Consider the following 24,332-nt stretch of genomic DNA (forward strand, 5'->3'; position numbering starts at 1 on the left):
AACGGATGTGGGCGTTTGCTGCGTTCCCTTAGGCGGCAACTGATTTGCTACCGGCTGAGTTGGGCCGGTAATTTGATTCCCTGTTCCTTGCCCACCGGCCTGCCCGCATCCTTGGCTTGACTGGTGAGGATTCCCCACGCCACGGCACCACCCGTAGTGATTTCCGCCGGCAAAGACCTGAGTAGCGGCCAGTTCTGCAATTAGACAAGTTGCGGTAAGTACAGCAATTCGGTTCAGTTTCATAACATCCTCACCAACTTGTTGTCAGAGCAAGATACGCGCCAGGATCGCCTGAGTCGGTCAACGGACCGTCTCTCAAAGGGACACCTACATATCCGGACAGGAATAGATTTTGCTTAAACTCAATGTCCAACCCAAGACCTGTCGATGCCAGTGTAGCATTGTCAACTTCAAAACTCGCAGGGTCATTGTTCGAGATGTAACCCACGTCGAAAAAGGCAAAGGGCGTTAAGCGATGTATGCTCTGGGAACTGGGGAAGTAGGAATGAGACACTTCGAAAATCGCGGAAATCCCGGAATCACCATCCACTTCGTCAAAACGATATCCGCGCAAAGCATAACGATCACCAAGGAAGTACTCTTCGACAGAGGGCAGCCGGTCTGTTGTGTACTGCCCCCAAATCTCGGTGCGCCAAGCTGTGTTGGGCGACAAGCCCGTTAGTGGGCTTTCGTATCCGATGCCGCCTCGTAGATGCCAGAACGAAGAGTCCCCGTCGTCAAAATTCGCGTCTGTCGTGTCGTTGTCATTGTCACCAAAAGATAAGGTTAGCCCCGCTTCCAGAGCTTGTCCCTTTGGATAGTTTTGCCCGTAAAGATATGTAAGGCCAACGACACTCGCGTCACTGGATAGTGGTACGCCACCACTGACTGAATCCGCTTTTGAAAGGCGATAGTCCAGCAGAAGATATCCATAACGGGCCACATCTCGGATCACGGGGTAACCCATCGCGACTGTGAAGTTCTCGCCGTCAATATCTGTTCTCGCAAAGTCCCCTGAGAGGTCACGTTTTGCGTTTATGTTCCCGTAGAAGATCTCACCGTACAGACCATTGCTGTTCAGCGGCGTGCGATAGGTAAGAGCGCCCCATAAAGAGTGCTCATCGTCCTTGTCCCAATTGTAGTTGCCTGATCCCTCAAATCGCAGCAAATCCCCGACGGTCAGCGTTGAATAAAACTCTTGCACGACATAGAAGCTGAGCGCTTCTCCAAGCTCACGCGGAGGGTTGTCGAGTGTCGCACTCCCGGCTTGTTTGCGCAGAGGCTCTCCCAATACTCTCAGCCGAGCACCAGCCTGATCCGGGTAATCAAGTTCGGTCGACAACTCCAAGTCAGGTATGTCCTCGGCTAGCATAACCGCCCGCTCAAATCGTTTCAGCGTTATGGGATAGGAGGTGGTGAGGGGCTGAAAAATCTTCTCTAGGGTTTGGAACGTACGAATATCTACGCCTTCAATTTCGATGGTTTGAATGCGCCCTTCATCAACAATTATGCTCTGCCCATCGGGGCCGGGCCAGGCCTCAGCCAAGAAGTAACCGTCTTCTCGGTAGATCTGCGTGATCGTTGATGCGACATCCACCGCTGTAATGCGCCCTGACCGATCAAAGGCCAACTGACCGGCAAAAGTTAGCAGCTCGTCCGCATCATACACCGTTACGCCGCTGACAGAGTGCTGTGATGCTATGTCCCAGGTTTGTGCAATACTGTATTTTGGAACCGAAACAATGGCCACAAAAGTGCAAATAATCGCAAGTACAACCGAGTTGGTTACAGGCATTTTCTACAACCTTTGCGTGATTGAGAATGTTAAAACCCAATCCTATTACGAGGTTCGAATGTCTGAGCTTGCCGATATTCGAGTTTGATCACGACTGGTGCTTTCGAGATACACAGCGAACAGGTTACAATGCTCCTTCGTCACCCAGGAACTCGATACCAGCTGTCGTGCCATCACTGTAAGCAATGCAGTTCCAAGGAGCGCGATCCTCGCCAACGCCGACTGTGACCTGTGTTCCCGCCTCGCTAAACGCGGATGAGAGCACCACGACTTGTGAATTGTTCGTTGTGCTGGCTACATCTCGCAAACACGCTTGCTGAGCCGGCGTGAGTTCGGCGGACGCGCTTGATGTACTCGTATCGTCGCAGGCCGCAAGCAGTGCGAAACAAGTTGCGCCCGCAATCATCACCATCTTGTTGGTCATTTTCTTCTCCCTCTGGTTCCCTAAAAATTATGTGAAATTGGATCTACTTGTTTGAAGCTCTCGCGTCTGGGCAGCCAAATAAAACATACCTCGATCCTGTGACTGCCTTTCCTAAAACTTGCCGCGGGGGGCTTGGTCGGTGAAACGACATTTCGTTCACTACTAGGGTCGCCAATAACGCGTGATGGTCGAATGATGTCGATGGTAAGAGCTAGAGCTAGCTTTGGAGAGAGGGCGAGTACGTTAAGTCTGGGCATCGCGTCCTCCCAAGGCTCAATCAGTGTAAAGTGCCTTCCGACCGCCAGCACTCACTCTAGCAGTCGGAAGGGCCCGACACATCGGGCGACAGCGACAACAACGGAGGTAAAATAAAGCTGTGTCGAATTCGCATGTTTGAATCTAATTTTTAAAAAATCAACATTTTTTCCGCGCGTAAACTTCTTTACGCTCTCGTACGACTGGCTTCTGCTTTCAAACAAAAAAGTAAGTGGGAGCTGCGAGTGTGTTCCCCTGAGCGGCGAAGCGATTTGAGGCCGCACAGAAACAATGAAGGGATTGAAAGATGGGATTTGGTGAAGCCGTTAAGACGTGTTTCTCGAAATACTTCCAGTTCTCCGGTCGGGCCATGCGCTCAGAATACTGGTGGTTCTTCTTGTTTGTGGTTCTCGTGAGTGCTGTTTTAGCTGTGCTGGATACGATCATATTCGGGACCGACCCCGAAACAGGGCAAGGATCTCGGGTTCTGTCCTCTGTTTTCCAACTGGCCGTTATCATACCTATGCTGGCCGCCGGTTGGCGGCGGCTGCATGATACGGGACGACCTGGCTGGTACTTGCTGCTGCCGATGGCGCTCAGCATTACAACGCTTTTTGTTATGCTGGGTGGGGTAGCGTTCTTTTCGGTATTGGAGCAAGGGACGGAAAACCCCGATGCATTGCGAGGACCGGCGGCCGTCCTGGGCGTAACCGGTATTGTTGTTGTCTCAATTCTTCAATTGGTTCTGTCCATCCTTATGATCTGGTGGCTGACGCGCCCTTCGGAAGAAGGCGCAAACGAATACGGCGAACTTGTTTCCTGACCTGGTTGCCGGGGCAATTGACTGGAATCTTTGCTGAATGACTGCACGAAACGTAACACCATGGAGAGAAAAAATGAGGTTCAAAACGATCTCCATTGGAGCGTTGATGATGGCAATGGCGACCTCAGCATCGGCGGAGTGGTCGTTCAACACTGGGCCTAATCCCAATGCATTTATTCAAACCGGAAACATGACGCTGGAACTTCAGTGTAACCGTATCCGCTTTGCTCCGGCTGGATACGAGGACAGCCAAGACATTGTGCAGAAGCAAGGGCTTTCCATTCGTTTTTTGAAGAACGGCACTACCGAAGTTGGGGCATTTCAGGTTGGCGCAGAAAACACTGCCTTGCAGATCGTCGACAACTATCCAGTCGAGATCAGTTTCAATAATCAGCAGGATTATGATTTTGTGCTGGACCAGCTTGCAGCAAATGCATCGGTTAATCTGTCCATGATTGATCAAGATGTCAGCTATGGAATCTTTGATTTAAATGGTTCCAGCGCCGCAATTCGGTCCCTTCGTTCCGCGTGCGATTCAGATCCTAGCCTGGGGGCTTCTTACGAAGCACCCGAAGGCATCGTCTATTGTGGTGGCGGAGCGATAGAGCGCGTGATCGAACCCGTAATTTTGGACAATCCGGAGGGAGAGTGGGACGCACGAGTAACGGTCAACGGCGAGTCGATCAGAGCCATGACGGCCTACAGTTACTTTGGAAACTATGAGCCGCCGGCCGGATTTGTCGTCGCGCTGCTTGGGGAAGACAGGTCCGAGTTTCTGATTTTTAGCGAAGGCTCGGCGAACTGGCTGGAGTATGGGGACTACAGGTATGATCAATGCAATTGATGCAGCCTTCCAACCGGCTTCCAAAATAGTGCGCCAGTTGAAAGGTTTGGTTTCCGGGATTGTGCTGGTCTCTGGTCTAGTATGGAACTCACCAGCTGTCGCGGCTGATTTATCGCAACTTCCGCCCGGTTTGCAGGTGACGGTTGATCTGGCGGCACAGGCCTGCGCGGAGTTCAACAACGGTCAGTTTGACTTAGACTGGGGTGCGGTTGAGAGGGTTGATCTCGACGGAGATCTACGACGCGACTGGGTTCTGAATGAGTCTGGTTTCTCGTGTTCAAGCGCCGCATCTCTTTATTGCGGAACTGGCGGATGCATGTCGCATTTTTGGGTTGGTGAAGAGGTGCATTCCTTGCTCAATCAACGTTGGGCGGTCGTTGATTTTGGGCGCCAACGCGTTGTGGTGGCAGATATTCATGGATCCAATTGCGACGGAATAAACCCAACGCCTTGCGTTACGGCCAGTGTTTGGGACGCGGAAGCTAAAACGTGGCGCTCGTCTGCTGGATATTGGGAGTAAACTGGAATTGGGCACCGTATTAAAGCCTGAGAGCCTGTTTGTTCGATGGGTTCTCTGTAGCATGTAAACTTAAGGGAAAATCGTGCATAGCTATGCGCAAACACCGCACAGAGTTATGGGCAGGATTTTAAGATTTTCTTCAATGAAATCAATGATGGGAATGCAGCGCTTTCAGCGCACCTAAATCCGGTCCCGGAAATTACAAAGTCCTGTTACGAATGTCCGCTTTGGGCTGACTGCGGTCCTTTGGAGAAAAAATGCGGATTACAGCAATGTCCCGCAAAACGGTTGCTCATGCCGAGTGTAGCGAATGTCTGCTTCGAGCCCAACGCGGTCCAGCACCTAAATCCATAATTTTCTCGCACCGGCGATAGCCTCAAACGTCGGTCAATTTTACCATAGTAGCAGGCTTGCTTTTTGCGCTTCGAAACCTTTTGGCGTCGGAAAAAGCGAGCGCATCCTGGCAACAAGTTCAATCTCGCCATCCAGCATCTTATGGACTGTGTCTAACCAGTTGTTGAAAGTTTCAGAGTCCCAATAATCCTGAACTGCAGCTTCGTTCCTGAACACTTCGTAGAAATAGAAACGATTTGGATTTGTCTCATCCACCATAATTTGAAGCTGGAAAACTTCGGGTTCTTCACTGACAACATTTTGCGCCTGGAAGATGCTGGCCTCCAAAAAGGACTGCCGAAACTCGGGCTTTACGTTGATCACGAAGAACCCGCCAAACATTGCATCGTCCATATTTGTCTCCCTCATTGACCTAAAAGCGGCGAAGGTCGCAAAACACACCTGTCCTGCAGAATGGCGTTAACCTACAGCACTGCGATACCCATGAACCTAAGCGGGTATCCTTTCTTTATCTGCTTCACCCCATCCTAGCGCGCGTGCAAGTTCGTGTGACATTGTGGTAAGTGTATGCCCAATCTTTTCTCGCTTCGAAGGTGTAAACACCCGAAGAGACGCCGTAGCGCCGATTGAAAGCGTTGCACCAACACCTGTCTTAGTCAGCGTTGTTGCGACAGAACTGATCCCGCGCTCGAGCTCTTCAACACATTCAGCATACCCTTTTGCTCGAATGACATCGAGTTCCGCAGCCAGATCCTTAGGGTCTGTAATCGTGCGATCTGTGTACCGCTTAAGCTGCCCATCCAATCGGTCTTGAGACAGCAGCTCAGGGGACACGGCGGCGATTGCCTTGGCGCAAGAGCACGCATGCATTGGTCGTTTGCCCATACCTGGATGAAGAAAAGACACGCCCGTCTGCGGTGTCTCCACATGAATAATCTCAACCCAATGGCCCCGTAGCCGAGACAAGAAAAACGCAGCGCCGTAGTCATTCGCGGCACCAGAGAGGACAGGCGCAATCACTTGCAAAAGAGCGGGATCAGAGTGATCGCTCAACGTGATACGCTTTAGCCTAATCCCAATCGCGAACTCACCGCGGGTTGGTGATTCAAGGAGGCCAGACAAAACAAGGTCTTGAACCAGCCTGTAGGCCGTCGGTTTAGGTATATCGGACTGGGCGCAGATATCCGCTACGGACGCACGTCCTTTTTGACCCACGATTTCCAAAATCAGCGCTAATCGTTCGAGATGCATTTTTCTCACTTTATGATAACTAAATTTTCGATATACGATACAATTTAGGGAATCAAGGGAGGAGCACTCGATGGATGGACAATGCTGTGGGCCGGGCTTCAAGAGTCCGCAAGAAGCCATCAAAGCCCCCCGAGAAAAGCTACTCTACACGATCGCCATCTACACTGGGACAGGGATCCAGAAACCTGATTACCTTGCTACAGTGGATGTCGATCCGGACAGCCCGACCTATTCTCAGGTAATCCATAGGCTGGAAATGCCGGGGATTGGGGACGAGCTTCACCACATGGGGTGGAACGCCTGTTCGTCCTGTCACGACGACGGCTCGATGTCCCGCAAATACCTGATCCTGCCGGGCGTACGCTCTAACAACCTTCACATCGTTGATACAGCCACTGACCCGCGTGCGCCGCGGTTGCATAAGATCATCGACGGGGCCGAAATCAAGGCCAAGGCAGATCTATCGGGCCCGCATACGGTGCACTGTTTGGGCTCGGAAATCATCATTTCCTTCCTTGGAAATGCCAAGGGTGAGGCTCCTGGAGGCTATCTGCATCTCGACAAAGAGTTCAACATCGTCGGTCGCTGGGAAACCTCGATGGGCGATATCAAGTTTGGCTACGATTTCTGGTACCAACCACGCCACAACGTGATGGTCAGTTCCGAATGGGCTGCGCCCAATACCTTCATGCCAGGCTTCGATCTGGAAGAAGTGGGCCATCTGAAATATGGGCGGGAGCTGCATTTTTGGGATTTCGAAAAGCGCGAACCGGTCGAAAGCTTCTATTTGGGTGAAGACGGACTGTTGCCACTGGAAGTCAAGTTCCACCATGACCCCGACAGCACGCATGGGTTCTGTGGCGCAGCTCTTTCGACCAATGTGATCCATTGGTGGCAAGACGATGCTAAAAAGTGGCGGTGGGAAAAGATCATCGACGTGGAAAACGAGATGCACCCCGAATGGCCGATCCCGTTGCCGGGGGTTATGTCGGCGATCCTGATCTCGATGGACGACAAATACTTGTACCTGAACAATTGGCTGCATGGAGATATGCGCCAGTATGACATCACCGACCCGCATAATCCCAAGCTGACCGGCCAAGTGTTTATGGGGGGCCTTTTGGGTAAAGCTCCGATCGTTAACGGCGTTGAGGTCGCGGGTGGTCCACAAATGTTCCAGCTCTCTCTCGACGGACGAAGGCTTTATGTCACGACCTCGCTGTTCTCGACTTGGGATAACCAGTTCTATCCGGAGATCCGCGAAAAGGGCGGGGTTATGGTGATGATCGATTGCGACCCTGAAAACGGGGGTATGAAGATCAACGAGGATTTCATTGTGGACTTTGGCAAAGAACCGAATGGTCCATCGCGCTGTCACGAGAGCCGGTATCCGGGCGGTGATTGCACAAGCGACATCTGGCTATGACTATGTATACCGTGACGATCGCGAACAGAGATGGCGCGCAATACTTTGTGGATGCGCGGCGTCCACTTCTGGAAACGCTGAGAGAACAGGGCGTCGACTTGCCTTTTGGGTGCAAGTATGGCGGCTGCATTACCTGCGCGGCAAAACTACAGACTGGCGCGATCGATCAACGCCGACAGGTTGCGCTGAATAATCGACAAATCGCGAACGGCTATGTCATCCTTTGCGTCGCGCGTCCGACATCCGACATCACGCTTGAGATCGGGGTCGAGAGCCATGACAAGCTGTACCGCAATCCGTTTCTCGACCCTCTCAAACCCCACGAACTCAAGGCTGACATTGCGACGCCGAAGGAAGGTTAACCGATGCCCGAGGCAGATATAGACCGCATCTACGATTACGACCCCAAATACCTCGCCGACATCCTGGAGTCGGTTAAAACCATTGCAATGGTGGGGGCTAGCGCAGACAAAACGAAATTCAGCTATGGCGTTCTGCGACAGCTGAGTGAAATCGGCTATGATATCCTACCGGTGAATCCTAACCCGAATGTTTCGGAAATTAGAGGGCTCAAGGTCTACCATTCGCTGGAAGAGATCGACAAGCAAGTTGATATGGTAGACGTCTTCCGCCCAAAAGAAGAGCTTTATGGCTTTGCCGAGAAGGCCATTGCAATCGGGGCAAAAGTTCTTTGGGGTCAAATCGGCGTGTACGACGACAAAGCAGCGCAACTCGCCGAAGCGGCGGGCCTTAAAGTCGTGATGAACCGATGCCCCAAGATTGAACTCTTCCGCCCGTTTTGGAAGCCGCGCCTGGACCTAAAGATATGATGGAAATTCGATTGGTAGCGGTCTCTTCAGCATCCAATAAGGGTGCCAATTGAGATATTGTGCTTACGGAAGAGAAGACACGTAATCCTGCCCGCATTGCGAAATCCGCATACTCTAAACCCAAGGTGGCCGTTTTGTTTAAGGAACCAACGGCCACCTTGTCCGCGAACCGGATATTCAGGCTACGTCCCAGCGCCGCGCGGCGGTGAACGGCAGTTTTGTCCGCGTCACCGCCATCTGCGTGCCACTCAGAGAATGTCCGGTCTACGTGGTTCGCGACCTGCCGCATGAGCGAAAGACCGAGGCGTGATCAAGGTCTGGAAAGGGCTCTTACCGCAGATTTACGCCTACGTAGAAACGCTAAAGACATGCGACTTGTCTAATCGCATATTGCAAATCTGGAACGTTAGGTATCAAACGGCTTCTTTACGCTTCTTAGGTGCCCATTATTGCTTTTGCCTTAGCCCATGAAATCCGCAACCTTCTGCTCAATTCGTTAACTGAAGGACAGTCTTGAAGCGCTTTTTGAACTTCAGTGCTATCGAGTTGAATTGGAGGTCTTCCTGAGCGAATTGGAACTTCTCGATGCTTCAGGCCGTCAGAAAGTGTCGTTGTCTTCAGCCCATGGCGTTTTGCTATCTGCGCTAAAGGTATACGAGATTCATAGTCCTTGATTGCGCGTTCCCATGGATCCAAACCCAGCTGATCAAGCAGCCTCCAAAGAGACTTGCGAGAGCAATAGTACCTTGCACGTAGATCCTTGAGCGTTTCTACGGCATGAAAGTCTGAAATGAGATACTTAGACGAGAACTGAAAAGGCAACCCTCTAGTGTCTTTCAGCCAGACCGTCGTAAAGAGATCACCATCTTCGACCAAACGAATAACGGAGCGGTCTACCGCTGCCGGGTCAATTTTCCGGAAAGTTCTGTAGTTGTTCTGAACCTCCCACATGTCGTGGGCGAGCCTACAGGCGACTTTCTCCTTAGCTCGCATTTTCCATTCCCATTCTTCCAAGAAGGTGTTTTTGCAATTTGGTGCAGCGTTTAAAAGATTTGACTGCCGTGCGCACGATCAAATCTATTTGGGATAGTTGAAAAATCGACTCCATTCGCGAGGTCAAGTCATGAGACACAACGATATCCCTATCGACCGAGCAAGGCACGCGCGGATCAAGTGTGAACTAGAAATCAGAGGGTTGAAGCTCACGGACCTAGCGCAACGGATCGGTGTCGGAGCCAGCGCCGTCAGCTCTGTGTCGCTTGGGTAAAGCCGCTCGGAGAAAATCGAAAAGTACCTGGCTTCTGTGTTAAATCAGCCGGTTGAGGAGCTGTTTCCTGAGCGCTACGCCCAATCAGAGGTGGCTGATGGGCAAAGCCCGGAAAGGCCGTAAATCCCTAGTTCTGGAAAGGTTGTGGCGTTGCGATGGGACCCATTTGTGAGCCGGAAAGGACCGAGATCCTGTGTTTCAGACAGAGGCCAGACAAAGTTTATTGGGTGTGAGCTTGCCAGTTTACGCAAACTGCTGAAATCGCGCATCGAGCAAGCCTTGGCTGATGTCATCGATGCACCTGTCTCCGTGCGGTTCTAGCCATTTCAAAGAAAGGAGAACAACAAATGAGCCCCTAGAAAAAGCAAAGCCCCCGAGAGCTGGAACTCTCAAAGGGCTTGGTGCAAATGAATAGAACCCGTTTGCACCTCATTCATGACCCAAAATTTGTGACCCGTCAACCGCGCTGATCGTTTCAGCGGGCGGATCGCCTTTTGTCTCCACAAATGAAGAGGAGCCGAATGGCGCGGACAAGGTCCGCAGCCACGGCAAGAGATATGTCTAAAGATGACGACGACGATTTCTATCGTCCCCCCGAGCCAACCACGGCCGGGCTGATGTTTCCTGCACGCTCAAAATTCACCGTGCGTGGTTTCACCTTGGCCATGACGCCTGCCGAAATGTACTGGCGGCAGATTATCTCTGCCAGCCAACATGAGCGGGCAACCTGCCTTCTTGCGCTGGCAGATCCCAATCTTTGGAATCTGCATGATCAGCCTCGTCCTGTTGCCTATATCGACGCTGTTGGCCGACAACGTACGCACCGCTTTGACTACCTGGCTGAGTATCGGGACGGATCCAAGGTTGCGATGGCCGTCAAACCTGCGGAACGGGTCGAAAAGCTAAACTTCCGAAGCACGCTAACAGCCATCCGTCGCGATCTGCCTAAAGGATTTGCTGACAAAGTTTGCCTTATCACAGAGCGGAACCACCACCCAAAAGAAGTCCAAAACGCTGAGCTGCTGAATTTCTTTCGACGTTGCCCGGACCAAGAAGCTGATGAGCTAGTTGCCGATTGCACGATTGGTCTCACAGACGAACTGTCCATCGGTGAACTCCTTGATCCCTTGGATCTTGGTGCGCGCGGGTTCCGCGCGGCTTTCCGAGCCATCTACGCGGGGCTGCTGCAGGCCAACACGCGTGAACTCATCTCCATCAACACAATCGTTGCCCCCGGAAAGGATCAGCCATGAAAGATATCCAGTTTCAACTCAACATCAGCCATGAAGATGCCGTGCTTGGAAAGGGTGAGCTTCACTTTGTTCAAAAGGTCTCGGATTACACGCTGACCCTGCTGGCAAAGCAAACGGGAGCTGTACCTCTGACCTTTACCCATGCGGAGCTCGCGAGTTTGCTCGAAGATGGGCATTTCTCAATCGAATATGGCTATTTCTCCGATCGACAGGCTGCACGCCGGGCGCGGGCTGGGCGTGCGTTGCTCTCGCGTTTGTCTCTGAAGACCCAGTTCAGGGCGTTTATTGGCGAGGCCTGGTGTGAATCGATGAGTGAGGGTGAAGACGAAGAGTGGTTCAACAGATCATCAAAGCGGTGGCCTGAGTTTCTGCCGAAGCTGCAGGAACGCGTACAGCAGAAGCTCCGCGATGGTCTGCTCAAAGGCATGAATGGCGAGGGGGTTGATCCCGCATTGCTCTCCTATGTGCCCGGTCGCAGTAGCATTATGAAAAAATACCGTGAGTGGGAAAAGACCAGAGATCCGATGATCTTCGTCAAAAAATCGATCTTTAACGGTCAAAACGGAAAGCGCGTCCAGCCCCAGGTTGAAGCGATCATTCAGCTTGAGCTCTCAAACTACCTTCACCCCAACGAGATCTACCCTTCTCAAGTGTTGGAAGCCGTAAATGCTGAAGTGCGGCGAAAGAACACTGCCCTTGGCTTTGCTGGCGAAGACCTTCTTTTGGAAGCCTCCCAGAGCACGATTGAACGGCGCATCAACGAGTTGGATCGGTTTGAAGTCGAGGCCGCGCGCAACGGCGTCGCGCATGCCAAGAACAAGCTGGGCGCCCATACTGGCGGCATCAAGCTTCACGCACCACTGCTGCGCGTCGAAATGGATGAATGGGAAATTGATCTCATGTCGATCTTGCAAGGCGCAGGGGCCGATATCACCCATCCGAGTCTGCGTGATCTTGAGCTTGGCCGCTACTGGGTATGCGCCGCCATTGATGTCGCCAGCCGCTCGATACTCGGTCTCAAACTTTCGACCAAGCCAAGTGCCGAAGATGCGAAAGCAGTTGTCTGGATGGCCATGCGAGACAAGACCATGCTCGCGTCCCAATTGGGGTGTGAAACATCCTGGTCGCAGCATGGACATGTCTATCACGTTGTCGTCGACAACGGACCGGCCTTTGTAAACGCAGATTTCAAGGCTGCGCTTTCCGATTTGGCGATCGACTATTCCGTTCTACCTGCTGGGGTTCCCAAATTGAGGGGAGTTATCGAGCGCTTGTTCCGCTCGATGGCGACTTTGTTGATGCCTTATCTGACCGGGCGCACCTTTTCCAATCCACGAGAAAGAGGGGATTATCCATCGGAGAAATACGCGGTGCATACCGCCGAGAGTATCCTGGAGTTGCTGGTGCGGTTCACCGTCGATGTCTACCACAATCGCAATCACCGGGGTTTGGAATACGCAACACCAAACAACATGTGGGACAAGCTGGTCAGCGAGTTCGGCTGGTCTCCCCCGATGAGCAAGCACAAGCTCCGTCATATCCTGGGGCTGAAATTCAATCGTGAGACTGGCCGGCACGGTGTCCTGATAAACGGCGTGAACTATCATTCCAAACGTCTGGCGGAACATTTCCAAAAATACGGTCAACAGAGTGTCGAAGTCAGTATCGATCCCGAAAATATGGGGCACATTTCTGTCTGGTTAGAGAGCGGAAAACACAGTGGGTGGTCTACGCTGGGCGCAAGAATCGAAGGGCTCGAAGGGGTATCGTTCGCCTCCTGGGAGCGGTCAGTCTTTGAACTGCGTCAGAACAATCGCGCGGCCGCCAGTTTGACTCAGAGTGTGGTGGACCGTGCCATTCGCAGGATCAAGGAGATCGACGCTGAGCAATGCGCAGCGCGGCAGCTTGGCCCGATCAAGCTCACCAGCGATCAGATCAGACGTGCGCAGAAAGAGACGTTTTGGGGTCTGTCTTTAGGTTCTGATCCGGAGATTGCCTCTGACAAAAAGACGGCAATACCTGATCCGGACGTTGGTTTCCTATCAGATGAAATTCCCTACCTTCCCGGCCCGCTGCCCGATGAGGAGCCAATACTGACAGAGGAGAACGAGAGGGAATGGCTCTTCAGTGATGAACTCGAGGACGACGATGGTGATCGGAGCAGATCAGACGATTCCCAGGAAACCGAGGAGAAGGGCGATGAATAAGCACAGCAAAAAGTTTCAGTTTGACAAGATCATTCGCAAAACCGTGCAAAGCTTGAGACAGCTCTACATCCCGCTATCAGAATACGACAAGCTAGATGCGCGTTTTGGCAGCATTCTTGAACAGCGACGCGCCGATGAGGCCGATGGTGTCGCATTCCAAGCACGAAGCATCATGCTGGTGGGGCCATCCGGGAGCGGAAAAACTACTGCCGTGCGGTATCTCAAGCATAAATACAGGCACGCGTTGGCGACGGACCCGGAGAAGGAATTCTGCGAGTTTGTTGACCTTCAGGTGCCAAGCCCGGCAACTATGAAGTTCGTTGGGGCAGCTACGCTTCGGGCGCTGGGATACCCCTACGCTGGCAACAAGCAAGGTCCGGCAATCTGGGATCAGGTCAAAGTGCAACTCAAATTGCGGCGGACGCTCTTTCTTGGTTTCGACGAGGCACAAGATTTGGCTCGTTACCAAACCGAAAAAGAGCGCCAGTCAGTGGTCAACACGCTGAAGTCCCTGATGGAAAACTCCGTCTGGCCGGTAGGGCTGCTGCTGTCCGGGATGCCGGATCTCAAGAAAATCGTAAATCAGGATGCACAGCTCGCTCGGCGGGTTGATCCAATCGAATTCAAACGATTGCACGCGGTGCGCGATGTCGAGCATGTCATCAAGATCGTTCAAAGATACGCTGATCGGGCGCAGATCGATGTAGATGCTTCGGTTAGGAACGAGGCATTTGCCATGCGGTTGATTCATGCGGCGGACTATCAGTTTGGACTCTTGGCCGAGATTGTTGTCCTCGCGGTTTCACATGCGCTGTTTACAGAAGGGTTCGAAGCAAAACTGGGTATTCGGCATTTTGCTGAGGTCTACAGCGAACGGAATGGAGCTGAAGCCTGGATGAATGTCTTCATCGCTGAGGACTACGGGCGCATCAATCCAAGAAAGCTCCTGGACGACGGAGACGGGCCTGAAGATGGAGAAGATGCATGAGGCCCCTGCTGAATCCAATTCTCCCCTTCACAGAAGGGGAGACCCCGTCAAGTTACGTTGCTCGGTTGGCCCGACTGTTCACGAGCACGCCCCGTGATTTCTGCTCGGATCTTGGAATGCGATGGCCCCATATCTGCTCGGCGCATTTGGACCAGTTGGAGACGTTGTCACTGCTAACCAGTGTGCCGCTTAACACACTGGATCAAGGAGCGGCCAGGTTGATTGGTCCCTGCCGGTATCTCGTCGGGCTGTCATCAGCCACCAATGGTACGCTACGGCGTGCAACCATCCGCATTTGTCCGAGATGTATTGTGGAGGCTATGGAGGCTTCTGGTCCCGGGAGCGCGTTTCAACTTCTCGAGTGGTTGGTGCTGCCGATCGGGACCTGTGCCAAACACGGCGTTCCGTTACTCCAGCTTCCCAATGCACCGCATGCACATCTCACCTATGACGTGATTGAACAAGTGGCGCGTCATAGGGATCTGATCTTGGAGGCCGCTCAGGTCGCAAAAACGCATGGGCGATCCTCGTTTGAAACTTACCTGAGCCGCCGTATCAAGAATGGGGTTTGTGGTGACTGGTTGGACTCTTTGGACCTGACGCATCTTCATCAAGCCGCTCTGACATTAGGCATGACACTTGCCATGGATCGCGGCGTGAGCCGCTCGGACCTGGACTTCGATCTGGAGCGCGCCGCCATGTCGGCCGGGTTCGAGGTCCTGAAGAGTGGACCGGAAAACCTGAAATCTGAGTTGGAACGTGCAAGGCGTCGGTCTTCCTCCAAGCGGTCTTATTTCACAACAGATATGGGCGAATTCTATACCTGGCTGAAAGACACGGAAGAGGACCCGGCAACAGCGGAGCTCAGGGCTTGCGTGCAGGAATTCGTTCGGGAGAACTATCCGCTGCAGACCGGCGCGAAAGTTCTGGGTACGGAAATCTCAGCACCCAAACTCATCACACTTGAACGCGTGCGGGAGCTACATGGGGTTGGAGAGGTTCGGGTGCGAGGCATTCTTGCCCATCTTCGCGGTAAAAACGCGAGCGACCTGTCAGATATGAAGGATGTCAGCCATGAGGATCTGGCTGCCGTGCTCGACTTCTGGTCCGGGTTGCAGAATATCAAATCCACCGCGACGCAGCTCAATATCCATCCGGTCCAGGTGAAGTCGCTGATCCGGCAGAATGTTCTGGAAGCCCATCGTTTTGGAACGTCTCTGCGCTATGTGTCATCCTCCTCTGTGCAGACCTTGCTGACACAGCTTGAAGGCTTGCACGTTGCATCACCGGCTCGTCATAGGCTGCCCCTCGCAGAATACTGCCAACAGAGCTGGTTGCCCCTGGCTCGCGTTGTCGCCGATTGGGCAACAGGCCGACTGACCGGTGTATCAAGAGACCCGGACGTGGATGGATTGGCAGGAATTCTGATCGACTACACTGAGACCTTGGAAAAACCGGAGCGTGTGTTTTCCGGCGATCTGTCGCTTAAGGATGCGGCGGCACGCCTGAGAATTAGCGTCGGTTCTATCCGACGGTTAAGGGATGGTGGATATCTGAAGCAGATAAAAGCGCGAAACCCGGACACGCAGCACTACCGGTGCTACATCACTGAAGAGAGCATTCAGGCGTTTGCAGAGGTGTATGTGACGCTTGGCCAAATGGCAGAGCACATTGAGCTCGCAGCGATCCATTTGGCTCGGGCGTTGGACCGAAGAGAAATCGAGACGATCCCCTGTAACGCCGGGTTTGTTCGCGCTTATCCGAAAGAGACAAAGGGAATAGTTCGTGAACTGGCGAACAGAGTAACGAGTTAATCTGATCCGACGGTTTCAGTAGCCACAGCGCCGCGGTTGCTCCCCCAGGTCTTGTTAATAAAACCATGATGTACCTTTCCAGATGGCCGTCTTGATACTGCGAGAAACCCAATGAACCGTCTAACATTCGCGTCCAGCGTTTCGCCTGAGAACGAGCAGGTCATCCAATCTAAGCTTACCGCTTTAGAAGCGGATCATGATGTCCGAGTGCTGTTCGCCATTGAAAGCGGTAGCCGTGCATGGGGTTTCCCGTCTCCCGACAGTGATTACGATGTACGCTTCATCTATGTACATCGGCCAGACTGGTATCTGAGTATTGAGCCCGGTCGCGATGTCATCGAACTGCCCATTGAGGGCGATTGGGACATAAACGGGTGGGATATTCGCAAAGCGCTTGGTTTGTTGATCAAACCTAACCCCGTGATGTTGGAATGGTTGTCCAGCCCTACCAGGTACAGATGGAATGATGCGGCATGTGAAAGGCTGATTGCCTTCGCAGCCAAGACGACGTTCGGAGAATCCTGTCTGCACCACTATCGCAATCTGGCACAGAAACAGTGGGACAAGCATGTTGGTGAGAGCCAGGAAGTGAGCTTCAAAACGTATTTCTACATATTGAGACCCGCCTTGGCGATCTCCTGGATCAGGCAGATACCAGACACGCCGCCGCCGATGAACCTGCATGATCTCATTAAAGATCAGGACCTGTCACCTAACCTCATTGGGCATATTGACGAGTTGTTGGCGCTGAAAAGCAAAACCAAGGAAATGGGCCGTGGGCAGCGCATAGCGATCGTTGACGATTTTATACACGATCAAATGGCGTGGGCAGCCGTGGTGAAAAAGAACGAAGATCGCCTCGACCTCATGGCCGAGGGTAATAGCTTGCTGAGGCACATCGTTAAGGAATTTGCCAAGGCTTAAGATGCCATTCAGCCGTGCGAGGCGTCCGGTTTGCGCAACAAACCGGACATCAACTCTTACCATGCCAATGTCCGGTTCTTTTAAGTCAGCTTTCAAGCGGTGCATTGTTGATGCGGCTGACATCCTCCATGATATCGAACACATGGTCGGCGGTCACCGTGATCCCAATCGCTTCAAGTCGCTTCAGGTGCATACTCTTGTAGCTTTCAAGATATTCGCGGTTCCGAAACAGGTATGTGGACCCATAGTGATTGGTTCCATCTTCGACAGTCCAGATTTTCCAGATTACTCCCGGCTCCTCCGCAATACTCTCAGCTAGTTGCTCGGTTCCGGCGAGAAATTCTTCGGTTATTGGACCATCGTAGGTCATATGCAGGTCCCAGATTTTCAGCGTGCTCATTTTCAGGTTCCTTTGCGAGGTTGTAGAGGTTCAGCGGTTCTTCCCAAGCTGGATGAAGCTCAGGACCGCAAGTAAGGCGAAGAAGATGGGGTCGGACCAACCAAACCCGGTGAAAATCCCTGTCAGGCAGGCATAAAACGTGATGACGACACCAAGCAGATTGGTCCACATCAGTCCGGTAAGAATGGCCAGAGCGGCGTCGCTGCCATGTTCAGCATTCCGAAACAAAAAACTGATGATCCCGATGCCACCCAGAAAGATCGAATTATGCTGTGACAGGAACATCGCATATTGGTCGTTCAACTGCAGGCCGTAGTTCGGCCAGAGGATGGCCGGGGCAAAGAACAGCGCGAGTGCGAAAAACATGTAGATCACGCCATGCGCGGTCAGGAAGGTTTTGTTTGTCATGACAGGTCTTTCTAAGGTTGAGGCAGCTTTTTTCGGAGCTGGTTGAGTGTCTTAACCGTCTGGCGCTTATCCTGCGCGCTGAGATCTCCGAATATCTGGTCCAGAGCTTGATTGTGGATTGGCAGGAATTCGGCCACTTTTTGATGCCCCGCTGCGGTCAGGCGCAGAACGCGTGCGCGCCTGTCAGTTTCATCGACGCTCTTTTCCACCAATCCGGCCTGGATCAGGTTTTTGACGACCACATCCAGATTGCCAGAGGTAGATAGGGTCAGTCGCATCAAATCATTGATCGACAACGGACCCTTGTTGCTTAGCGTTTCAAGTGCGTCCCATTGCGGCGCGGTAAGCCCCGCCGAACGAAACGCTGGAACCATCGCGCGCATGAACAATTGTTGGCTGCGAAGCAGGGCGAGCACCAGGGCTTGGTTCTCTCGGGTTTGATTTTCGTGTCTCATGCCGCGCATATATCCCTAGTTAGGGATAAATTCAAGTGTGCCCCAAAGATTTGACCTAAACCGCTCAATCGCTCGATGTGCAGCATTGTGTAAATTTGGGTTCATCGCTGACGTTCTCTGCATACGGGATCAATGTCTGTTGCCAGGCAGATTGGAGTGATTGTGCGAGAGATTCGCAGATCGGCCGACACTCAACCAGAGATCGCTTCACATAACACCCATACTGCGATATACGCAGTTCGTTACGGCGAATAGTTTCTGCCGGAGGTTGTTCGCGCGCGCTCCCTGACTACATGGTGTGCTCGGAAGAGAAGGAACCAAATTGTCGGACATTTGGCTAGCAGGATGGGCCTAGACGCATTCGTCATCATCCCCTTCACCGCACTTGATCCGCCCCACTGCGCAGCTTCTCCTGCAATCTCAGCGCTTCATGGGTCTGGTTACTCAGGTGCCATTAACTAAGTGTGCGCAAGTTAGGAAAGTACTTTGCTTGCAAGCAGTTGCGTCTGCCGAGTTCGGAGAAATCCAGAAGTGGGTTTTTGTCGCAATAAATTTTATGAAGGGGCGGTATCAAACCGCAGCATACCCACTTTAGGCTTTCAATCGGTACTATTTTTGGGCGTTTGAGGGTCAGGCCACGTCCTTGCTTCAAAGCCGGAATATGACAGCGGCGACGAGAGCGATTGCAAAGCTGAATACCTTCAGCGCCTATCACATACTGGTTGTGAAGCCTGCCCTTGGGCATCTAAGTTAAGATATTATGTGCAGTGCGCTATTATCTATATCGGTAGCTACCCAAAGTCCGGCTTCTTTTTTATAGAACTTCACCCCTAATCCAATGGCACGAACAGTATCAACTTGAAAGCAGGCGACGTGGTTTGATTTTCGCATTGCTTTTTGGATAGCATCGGATTTCGATTCAAATAGATGTACCAGAATTCGTTCCATGGAGAGCAACCCTTCAGTTTGGATTTTTTCTACGTTTTTTTCGGGCGTTCCATGGAAGAGGAAAACTGGAGGGACACCAATATCTTTGGAATTGGCTTCAATTTGAATTGAATGACCATACATAGCTCTAATTTTTTTGTTTTTTATTTCGTGGCGTGCCCTTTTTCCCCGGTTTAGCGCGTCATGTACGTCTCGTTCGGATAAATCACTAAAGTTCTTATTAGCACAACGAATTGAGTTGAGTAACTCATCGAGGTTCACCCAACCAGATTTATCCATCGTTACATTGTATGCTTCAGGGCAATGCCTTAAGGCGTGTGAAAGGATTTTGCTAAGCTCATTTAGTCTTGCATCATTCAATTGTCGACACCTCGTAGTCTTCTGCAGCGACTTCCAGATAGCCGCAGTTGCTAAAGTATAAGACATAGAAATGAAGTCTAGATTTTATGGTCCTTTTGTCTAGATCGGCTAACCATTGGCTTTCGACGCATTCACACAAGCAATCGTAGCTCTCACTGATAAAGCCGGTACTAAATGGCTCAGTCCTAAAGTGAACGAGCTGGGTGCCGAAAAACCTTATGCAACGCTTTTCCACGGCTACATCGGAAAGTTGAAAGTGTACCCAAAGACTTGTTCCAGCCCTCTCAAACCAAAGGCGGTCTACGCCGTGGCCAGGGGTATCCAAGTCATACAGCTTGACAACTGATACATCTTTCGGTTGATCTATGAGCATTCTGACCTCTAGTGTGATGGAATACTTTATGGGCGCTTTGACAGATACTTACAATGATATTTTGAGTTGGCTCAATCGCCCTCTGTTTGATCCTGATGACAGGGCCACCTACATCTTAGAGCAGCACGCGGCGTTAGCTGCGCTGGAAGACAGGCGAAACGCTTGCTTAGCGAATCCCGAGGCTTGCGACTTAACGGCCAATGAGTACGTCGATACCAAAAATCGTCTAGAATCAAATATTAGTTTTCATGAGGAGTACATTAATAACTGGGACCTATACGGTTCAATTATTGAATCCGTTGCTTTGTCGGCAGGCGGCGCTGCAATCGGGATCGTAAAAAAAGGGCTTCCAGCATCAGCAAATTTCGCGCAAAAAACGTACAACAAATTTTTTAGTGATGAAGGTCGGGAGATCTACTCAAAACTTGCAGGGTACTCTATTAAAACCATTGACGATCTCGCCAATGCAATCATCAAGGGTGATGTAAGTGTATCTGATATTAAAGTTCAGACGATTGTGCGAGATGGGAAAACACTAATACTGAATACTAGGACTATGCAAGCGCTTGAAAGAGCCGGAATAAAGCGGTCAGATATTGAAGTGCAAGATGTAACGGGTGATGAATTTTTTGAAGATCTACTAACCAACCAACTTAGCAGAAACAAGCTGAGTAGCGACGGAGTCTCTTCTGTCAGACAATCATTCTCGGAGTGTTTTGCGTCGGGTACACATGTCGCAATTTGGTGTGGCAAGTCAAAGACTATTGAAACTATTTGTGTCGGTGACATTGTCACGTCGTATGATGCGGACGGCAACCTCGTCCCGGGCCGTGTTGTTCGCACCTTTAAGAACGAAGTGTCTCATCTTCTCGATGTGCACGGATTGAAGGTGACACCTGGGCATGTGACGCTTTGCGGTGACGGTCGGTTTGCGGGCCGTCATATTCCGATCATTGACATTCTGTTGAGCGACGGCGCTCTGGTGCGCGAATGTGGCGAGTTGATCCGAATGTCGACCAATAAGCCGGTTGGTGATCTGGAAGATCAAATGGTCGAGGTGTCTTACGCGGAGACTTCTGAGGACCTGCACGCAGGTAAACTCAAGTCCGGTCAAATGCGGGTCGGGACTCTGTTGTTCGACAAAGACGGTGTTGCCGTTTCTGTGTTGGATTGCATCCGATCTCAGGGATTGGAGTTTGATGTGGCAACGGGCCTCGTCTCGGCTGATGGTAGCAGCGCAACACCCCTGAATTGGTTCGGTCCGCTCCCCAGGCCTCAGGACTACATTCTCCGACGAAGTCGCGAGACCTTGGAAGACATCCTGACAAGCGGAGAATGGGAAGGCAGCCCCTCAGAGTTGATTGCCGGGCGACTGAAGCAGACGGCGGAAAGGTACCATTGACAATGTCGGACAAGGAAAAACTGGATGGGCGCCCGTTGGGTGTTGGCGGTTCTGGATCGCTCAAGCCTGATGAATTTGGCGTTTTTCTCGGTATCGCAAGCTGGCTGATGTCGATGTCGAAGGAACACAAGGATCTTCCGTTTTCAACATTGGATGAGCGCGTGTTGCCAGCGATTTTGTTCAAACAATTTAAACTTATTCGAAAAGACGGCATGCCCGTTGCGTTTATCTCGTGGGCGACAGTGTCCGAAGAGATCAAGGCGGCTTGGGATAGTGGGGAAAAGACTGCACTCAAACTCGAAGAGTGGCGGTCTGGTCCCAAACTGATTGTTGTCGAATGCGTGTCGCCTTTCGCGCCAGCAGTGAAAATAAAAGAACAGTTCATAACGGAAATTTTGAAAGCCGCATAAACGCGGTCATGGGGACGGTAAAATGCAAGTTGAAACGCAGCGTGCGCGCGGCGCAGTAGAAGTGCGTCCAAATTCTGATGAATTTCTCTGCTTAGACGGGAATTTCCGATCTGCGTTCGTGCTTGACCAGTGCACCAATGAAGCGATCTCCAGTGCAATATTGCCGGAGGAATTGGGTCCAAAACCTGCGCGGCACACTGTCTACAACTTCGAAGTTGAGGGTACTCATACCTACATTGCGGGCGGGTATAGGGTCCACAACACATCAACGCTGTCATTTTATGAACCTGGCACTCATGGAACGCTGACGGCACTTTATGAGGACGCGCAGGGGCGTCTGGTGTGGGAGTCTGAGACACCAGATGGAGGTAAGTGGAAAACTGTTTCTTGGTCGCCGCCCAACGAACCGACAACCATTGTTGAATCCACTTACGAGCTAGGTGAAATAGTAAATGGGGAGCGAGTAACCAGATTCTATCTGAAGCAAGAGCATATTTATAAAACCGATCCTGCGACCGGTGAAAACGAACTAGTCGACATTCATATCCACGATAACTACTGGCTTTACGGTGATGAAGTTGGCGGAAGCGTCGCGAACGTTGCAACGCCGTTTATTCTGAACGCTATTGGAGCGGAATCGCATTTGGAGCGGTTGGCGGCCGGCACTCTGATCGACGCCATTATCCAGAACATTGCTGAAGGTGGCATCAACGCTATTCATCACAGCATTCTTTATGCGGAAACCAACGGTGAAGCCGTCAATACAATGATCACCGACGCCTGGTCCGATTTTGGGATCGACCTTGCAGTGAGCGGTATCGACTCAACAGTGTCATTGGTCAGTCAGTTGATTATGGGAGAGATCTTCTCATCAACTGACATAGACAGCATACCCGAACAGATTATGGCTACCCTCGTAACCGAGGGCATCAATAATGTCCTCGAGTATGGCGTAGACACCTTAATCGATAATGTGTTTGGAGCCGAGTCCGCGCTTGGACAAGCCTACGATCCTGACCTGTTCAACTTCCTGTCTCCCCAGTCTCTGATCAGTGTCGCACTGAACATTGTCCTCGATGATGTCATTCCAGCAGCAGAGACGCCGGAAGGGGCATTTGCGGGGTCCCTCGCGCAGATATTTGCGGGGTCACTTAAGTTTGTCGCCGGATTGCAGTTTATTCCTCAACTAATTGTGGTTCAGGTCATTGCATTTGCGGTCACAAAAATAATCGATGCTCTATTCGACAAAGACCCCGAAGCCTTTGCTGACTTGATTTATGATGAAGCGAGCGGCAGTTGGATTATTGACGGAATTGACTCTGACGACGGCGGTAATGAAGACCTCGCCCGTTCTCTTGGAGAAACTGTTTCGGATCAGATAAAGCAGTTCTCCGATCTGATGCAGTCGACGGATATTTCCTATGCAAACGGTTACTCAATTACGATTGGGCATCACGAGGAGCATCTACGAAACGGGGATGGCAACAACTATGACATGGGCAGCGGCGACGTTGTCTTCGCGACTGTTGTTGATGCACTGCGTCATATGTCGGCTTCCGATGGAGATCTCAAAGTCCTGAGGGCATTGAACCTTGACGATATTGAGAATGAAATTGCGGGGCTTTCGAAACAACAAGCGCATTCCTTGTTGTTCACGCGCGTGAAAATGGCGGCTGATTACCACTACTATCTGAACAATACGGCAGCGATAAACACGCTCATTGAGACATCTCCGGACAGTGCACTGGCCAAAAGCTGGCTCGCCACAATCATTGCGGGAGAGGCCGCGGGTTTGAACGAGGCCTATGATTATTCCGGCGACGCCAGCGATAATCTTATTCTGACCTCTGACGGTGACGACACGATTTCCGGCGGCGGGGGTGAAGACGAGATCAGAACCTACGGCGGCGCGGACAACATCCAGGGTGGTGCTGGCAATGACCTGATCAGCGGTGGTGCGGGGGCGGATACCATTGATGGAGGTGCTGGAACAGACACTCTCACGTTTGATGACAGCGGAACAAGTGTCTCGGTGGATCTAAGCGCTGGTACCGGGTCTTTGGGCGACGCAGTTGGCGACCAATACACCAATATCGAAAACATCCGGGGTTCACAGTTCAGCGACGGCATCATTGGGGATGATAATGTCAACCTCATTGAGGGTCTGGATGGAAATGACATCATCTATGGCCGTGGAGGCGACGACATTCTGCACGGCAACGCCGGTGATGACACGATCTATGGCGATCTCGGCACGAATACATCAATCGCGAGTGATGACGTTCTGTATGGTGACGAAGGTGATGACATTCTGCACGGTGGCGGTGGTTTTGATACCTTCATTGGTGGTGCAGGACATGACCGTGCATCGTACCGGCACTCGACACTTGGTGTAATCGCGTCCCTAGAAACCGGAGAGGCAAAGATCAGCGGTGGCATTGAAACGTTCACCGAAATCGAAGGGCTCATTGGGTCCGCTCATGCTGACTTCCTCTATGGCGACAGTGGGGCCAACACCATCGAAGGCCTTACTGGTGATGATCATTTGCGTGGTGGTGAGGGTGCTGACACGTATCGCTATTCGCTTGGAGATGGTGACGA

22 protein-coding genes and 1 pseudogene are annotated in these 24,332 nt (G+C 51.8%); 14 read left to right on the forward strand and 9 right to left on the reverse strand.

The annotated features are described in order from the left end of the window. Positions 1 to 250: 250 nt before the first annotated feature. Entirely contained in the window at positions 251 to 1,795 is a 1,545-nt protein-coding gene (locus QMP16_RS20590; RefSeq protein ID WP_282153900.1) for a ShlB/FhaC/HecB family hemolysin secretion/activation protein, read from the reverse strand. A 124-nt stretch (positions 1,796 to 1,919) separates the two neighbouring features. After that, the gene (locus QMP16_RS20595; RefSeq protein WP_282153901.1) at positions 1,920 to 2,219 is read right to left on the reverse strand and encodes a hypothetical protein; all 300 of its coding nucleotides are present in this window, start codon (positions 2,217 to 2,219) and stop codon (positions 1,920 to 1,922) included. Between the two features lie 562 nt (positions 2,220 to 2,781). Here QMP16_RS20595 and QMP16_RS20600 point away from each other — a divergent pair. From QMP16_RS20600 to QMP16_RS20610, 3 genes are read left to right on the forward strand one after another with little or no spacing between them, the layout of a single operon-like run. After that, entirely contained in the window at positions 2,782 to 3,297 is a 516-nt protein-coding gene (locus QMP16_RS20600; protein ID WP_282153902.1) for a DUF805 domain-containing protein, read from the forward strand. 37 nt (positions 3,298 to 3,334) lie between these two features. Then, positions 3,335 to 4,141 carry a hypothetical protein gene (locus QMP16_RS20605; protein WP_282153903.1) on the forward strand — a complete coding sequence of 269 codons (807 nt, stop codon included), beginning with the start codon at positions 3,335 to 3,337 and terminating at the stop codon, positions 4,139 to 4,141. Further along, on the forward strand, positions 4,125 to 4,661 hold the full coding sequence (locus QMP16_RS20610) for a hypothetical protein (RefSeq protein WP_282153904.1): 537 nt from the start codon (positions 4,125 to 4,127) through the stop codon (positions 4,659 to 4,661). The genes QMP16_RS20605 and QMP16_RS20610 overlap by 17 nt, the downstream gene beginning before the upstream one ends. 393 nt (positions 4,662 to 5,054) lie before the next feature. Here the strand turns inward: QMP16_RS20610 and QMP16_RS20615 are convergent, their stop codons facing one another. Further along, on the reverse strand, positions 5,055 to 5,408 hold the full coding sequence (locus tag QMP16_RS20615) for a putative quinol monooxygenase (protein ID WP_282153905.1): 354 nt from the start codon (positions 5,406 to 5,408) through the stop codon (positions 5,055 to 5,057). A gap of 96 nt (positions 5,409 to 5,504) precedes the next feature. Further along, positions 5,505 to 6,266, reverse strand: a complete 762-nt coding sequence (locus QMP16_RS20620) for an IclR family transcriptional regulator (protein WP_282153906.1) — start codon at positions 6,264 to 6,266, stop codon at positions 5,505 to 5,507. A gap of 70 nt (positions 6,267 to 6,336) precedes the next feature. On the opposite strand from QMP16_RS20620, the gene QMP16_RS20625 reads away from it, so the two are divergent. From QMP16_RS20625 to QMP16_RS20635, 3 genes are read left to right on the forward strand one after another with little or no spacing between them, the layout of a single operon-like run. Beyond that, complete coding sequence (locus QMP16_RS20625; protein ID WP_170356607.1) at positions 6,337 to 7,692, forward strand: selenium-binding family protein; 1,356 nt, start codon at positions 6,337 to 6,339, stop codon at positions 7,690 to 7,692. A 2-nt stretch (positions 7,693 to 7,694) separates the two neighbouring features. Then, on the forward strand, positions 7,695 to 8,054 hold the full coding sequence (locus QMP16_RS20630; RefSeq protein ID WP_432653425.1) for a 2Fe-2S iron-sulfur cluster-binding protein: 360 nt from the start codon (positions 7,695 to 7,697) through the stop codon (positions 8,052 to 8,054). 3 nt (positions 8,055 to 8,057) lie between these two features. Next, positions 8,058 to 8,522, forward strand: coding sequence for a CoA-binding protein (locus QMP16_RS20635; RefSeq protein ID WP_282153908.1), 465 nt, complete (start codon positions 8,058 to 8,060; stop codon positions 8,520 to 8,522). Positions 8,523 to 8,957: 435 nt separating this feature from the next. Here QMP16_RS20635 and QMP16_RS20640 read toward each other — a convergent pair whose 3' ends face one another. Then, positions 8,958 to 9,536 carry a hypothetical protein gene (locus QMP16_RS20640; protein WP_282153909.1) on the reverse strand — a complete coding sequence of 193 codons (579 nt, stop codon included), beginning with the start codon at positions 9,534 to 9,536 and terminating at the stop codon, positions 8,958 to 8,960. Positions 9,537 to 10,346: 810 nt separating this feature from the next. Between QMP16_RS20640 and QMP16_RS20645 the strand changes: the two genes are divergently transcribed. From QMP16_RS20645 to QMP16_RS20665, 5 genes are all read left to right on the forward strand, one after another. Further along, positions 10,347 to 11,042, forward strand: coding sequence for a hypothetical protein (locus tag QMP16_RS20645; RefSeq protein ID WP_282153910.1), 696 nt, complete (start codon positions 10,347 to 10,349; stop codon positions 11,040 to 11,042). Continuing rightward, complete coding sequence (locus tag QMP16_RS20650; protein WP_282153911.1) at positions 11,039 to 13,249, forward strand: DDE-type integrase/transposase/recombinase; 2,211 nt, start codon at positions 11,039 to 11,041, stop codon at positions 13,247 to 13,249. The genes QMP16_RS20645 and QMP16_RS20650 overlap by 4 nt, the downstream gene beginning before the upstream one ends. Further along, complete coding sequence (locus QMP16_RS20655) at positions 13,194 to 14,237, forward strand: TniB family NTP-binding protein (protein WP_282153912.1); 1,044 nt, start codon at positions 13,194 to 13,196, stop codon at positions 14,235 to 14,237. The genes QMP16_RS20650 and QMP16_RS20655 overlap by 56 nt, the downstream gene beginning before the upstream one ends. Continuing rightward, complete coding sequence (locus QMP16_RS20660) at positions 14,234 to 16,051, forward strand: TniQ family protein (RefSeq protein WP_282153913.1); 1,818 nt, start codon at positions 14,234 to 14,236, stop codon at positions 16,049 to 16,051. Before QMP16_RS20655 ends, QMP16_RS20660 begins: the two co-directional genes overlap by 4 nt. A gap of 111 nt (positions 16,052 to 16,162) precedes the next feature. Continuing rightward, entirely contained in the window at positions 16,163 to 16,975 is an 813-nt protein-coding gene (locus tag QMP16_RS20665) for a nucleotidyltransferase domain-containing protein (protein ID WP_282153914.1), read from the forward strand. 85 nt (positions 16,976 to 17,060) lie between these two features. Here the strand turns inward: QMP16_RS20665 and QMP16_RS20670 are convergent, their stop codons facing one another. The 4 genes from QMP16_RS20670 to QMP16_RS20685 form a co-directional block, all read right to left on the reverse strand. After that, positions 17,061 to 17,375 carry a monooxygenase gene (locus QMP16_RS20670; protein WP_170347533.1) on the reverse strand — a complete coding sequence of 105 codons (315 nt, stop codon included), beginning with the start codon at positions 17,373 to 17,375 and terminating at the stop codon, positions 17,061 to 17,063. A gap of 30 nt (positions 17,376 to 17,405) precedes the next feature. Then, the gene (locus tag QMP16_RS20675) at positions 17,406 to 17,783 is read right to left on the reverse strand and encodes a hypothetical protein (protein WP_282153915.1); all 378 of its coding nucleotides are present in this window, start codon (positions 17,781 to 17,783) and stop codon (positions 17,406 to 17,408) included. Between the two features lie 11 nt (positions 17,784 to 17,794). Then, positions 17,795 to 18,238 (reverse strand): MarR family winged helix-turn-helix transcriptional regulator, encoded by a 444-nt coding sequence (locus tag QMP16_RS20680; RefSeq protein ID WP_282153916.1) that lies wholly within the window; start codon positions 18,236 to 18,238, stop codon positions 17,795 to 17,797. A 750-nt stretch (positions 18,239 to 18,988) separates the two neighbouring features. After that, a complete protein-coding gene (locus tag QMP16_RS20685) occupies positions 18,989 to 19,546 on the reverse strand; it encodes an RNA 2'-phosphotransferase (RefSeq protein ID WP_282153917.1) in 558 nt (185 codons plus the stop codon). 365 nt (positions 19,547 to 19,911) lie between these two features. Between QMP16_RS20685 and QMP16_RS20690 the strand changes: the two genes are divergently transcribed. The 3 genes and pseudogenes from QMP16_RS20690 to QMP16_RS20700 form a co-directional block, all read left to right on the forward strand. Then, positions 19,912 to 21,321 (forward strand): hypothetical protein, encoded by a 1,410-nt coding sequence (locus tag QMP16_RS20690; protein ID WP_282153918.1) that lies wholly within the window; start codon positions 19,912 to 19,914, stop codon positions 21,319 to 21,321. A 2-nt stretch (positions 21,322 to 21,323) separates the two neighbouring features. Further along, positions 21,324 to 21,731: a toxin-activating lysine-acyltransferase gene (locus tag QMP16_RS20695; RefSeq protein WP_282153919.1), complete on the forward strand. Its 408-nt coding sequence runs from the start codon at positions 21,324 to 21,326 to the stop codon at positions 21,729 to 21,731. Positions 21,732 to 21,753: 22 nt separating this feature from the next. Beyond that, positions 21,754 to 24,332: pseudogene (locus tag QMP16_RS20700) on the forward strand (hypothetical protein); the annotation flags it as partial.

It is taken from the genome of Ruegeria atlantica (assembly GCF_947495585.1).
Classification (GTDB): Bacteria; Pseudomonadota; Alphaproteobacteria; order Rhodobacterales; family Rhodobacteraceae; genus Ruegeria; species Ruegeria atlantica_G.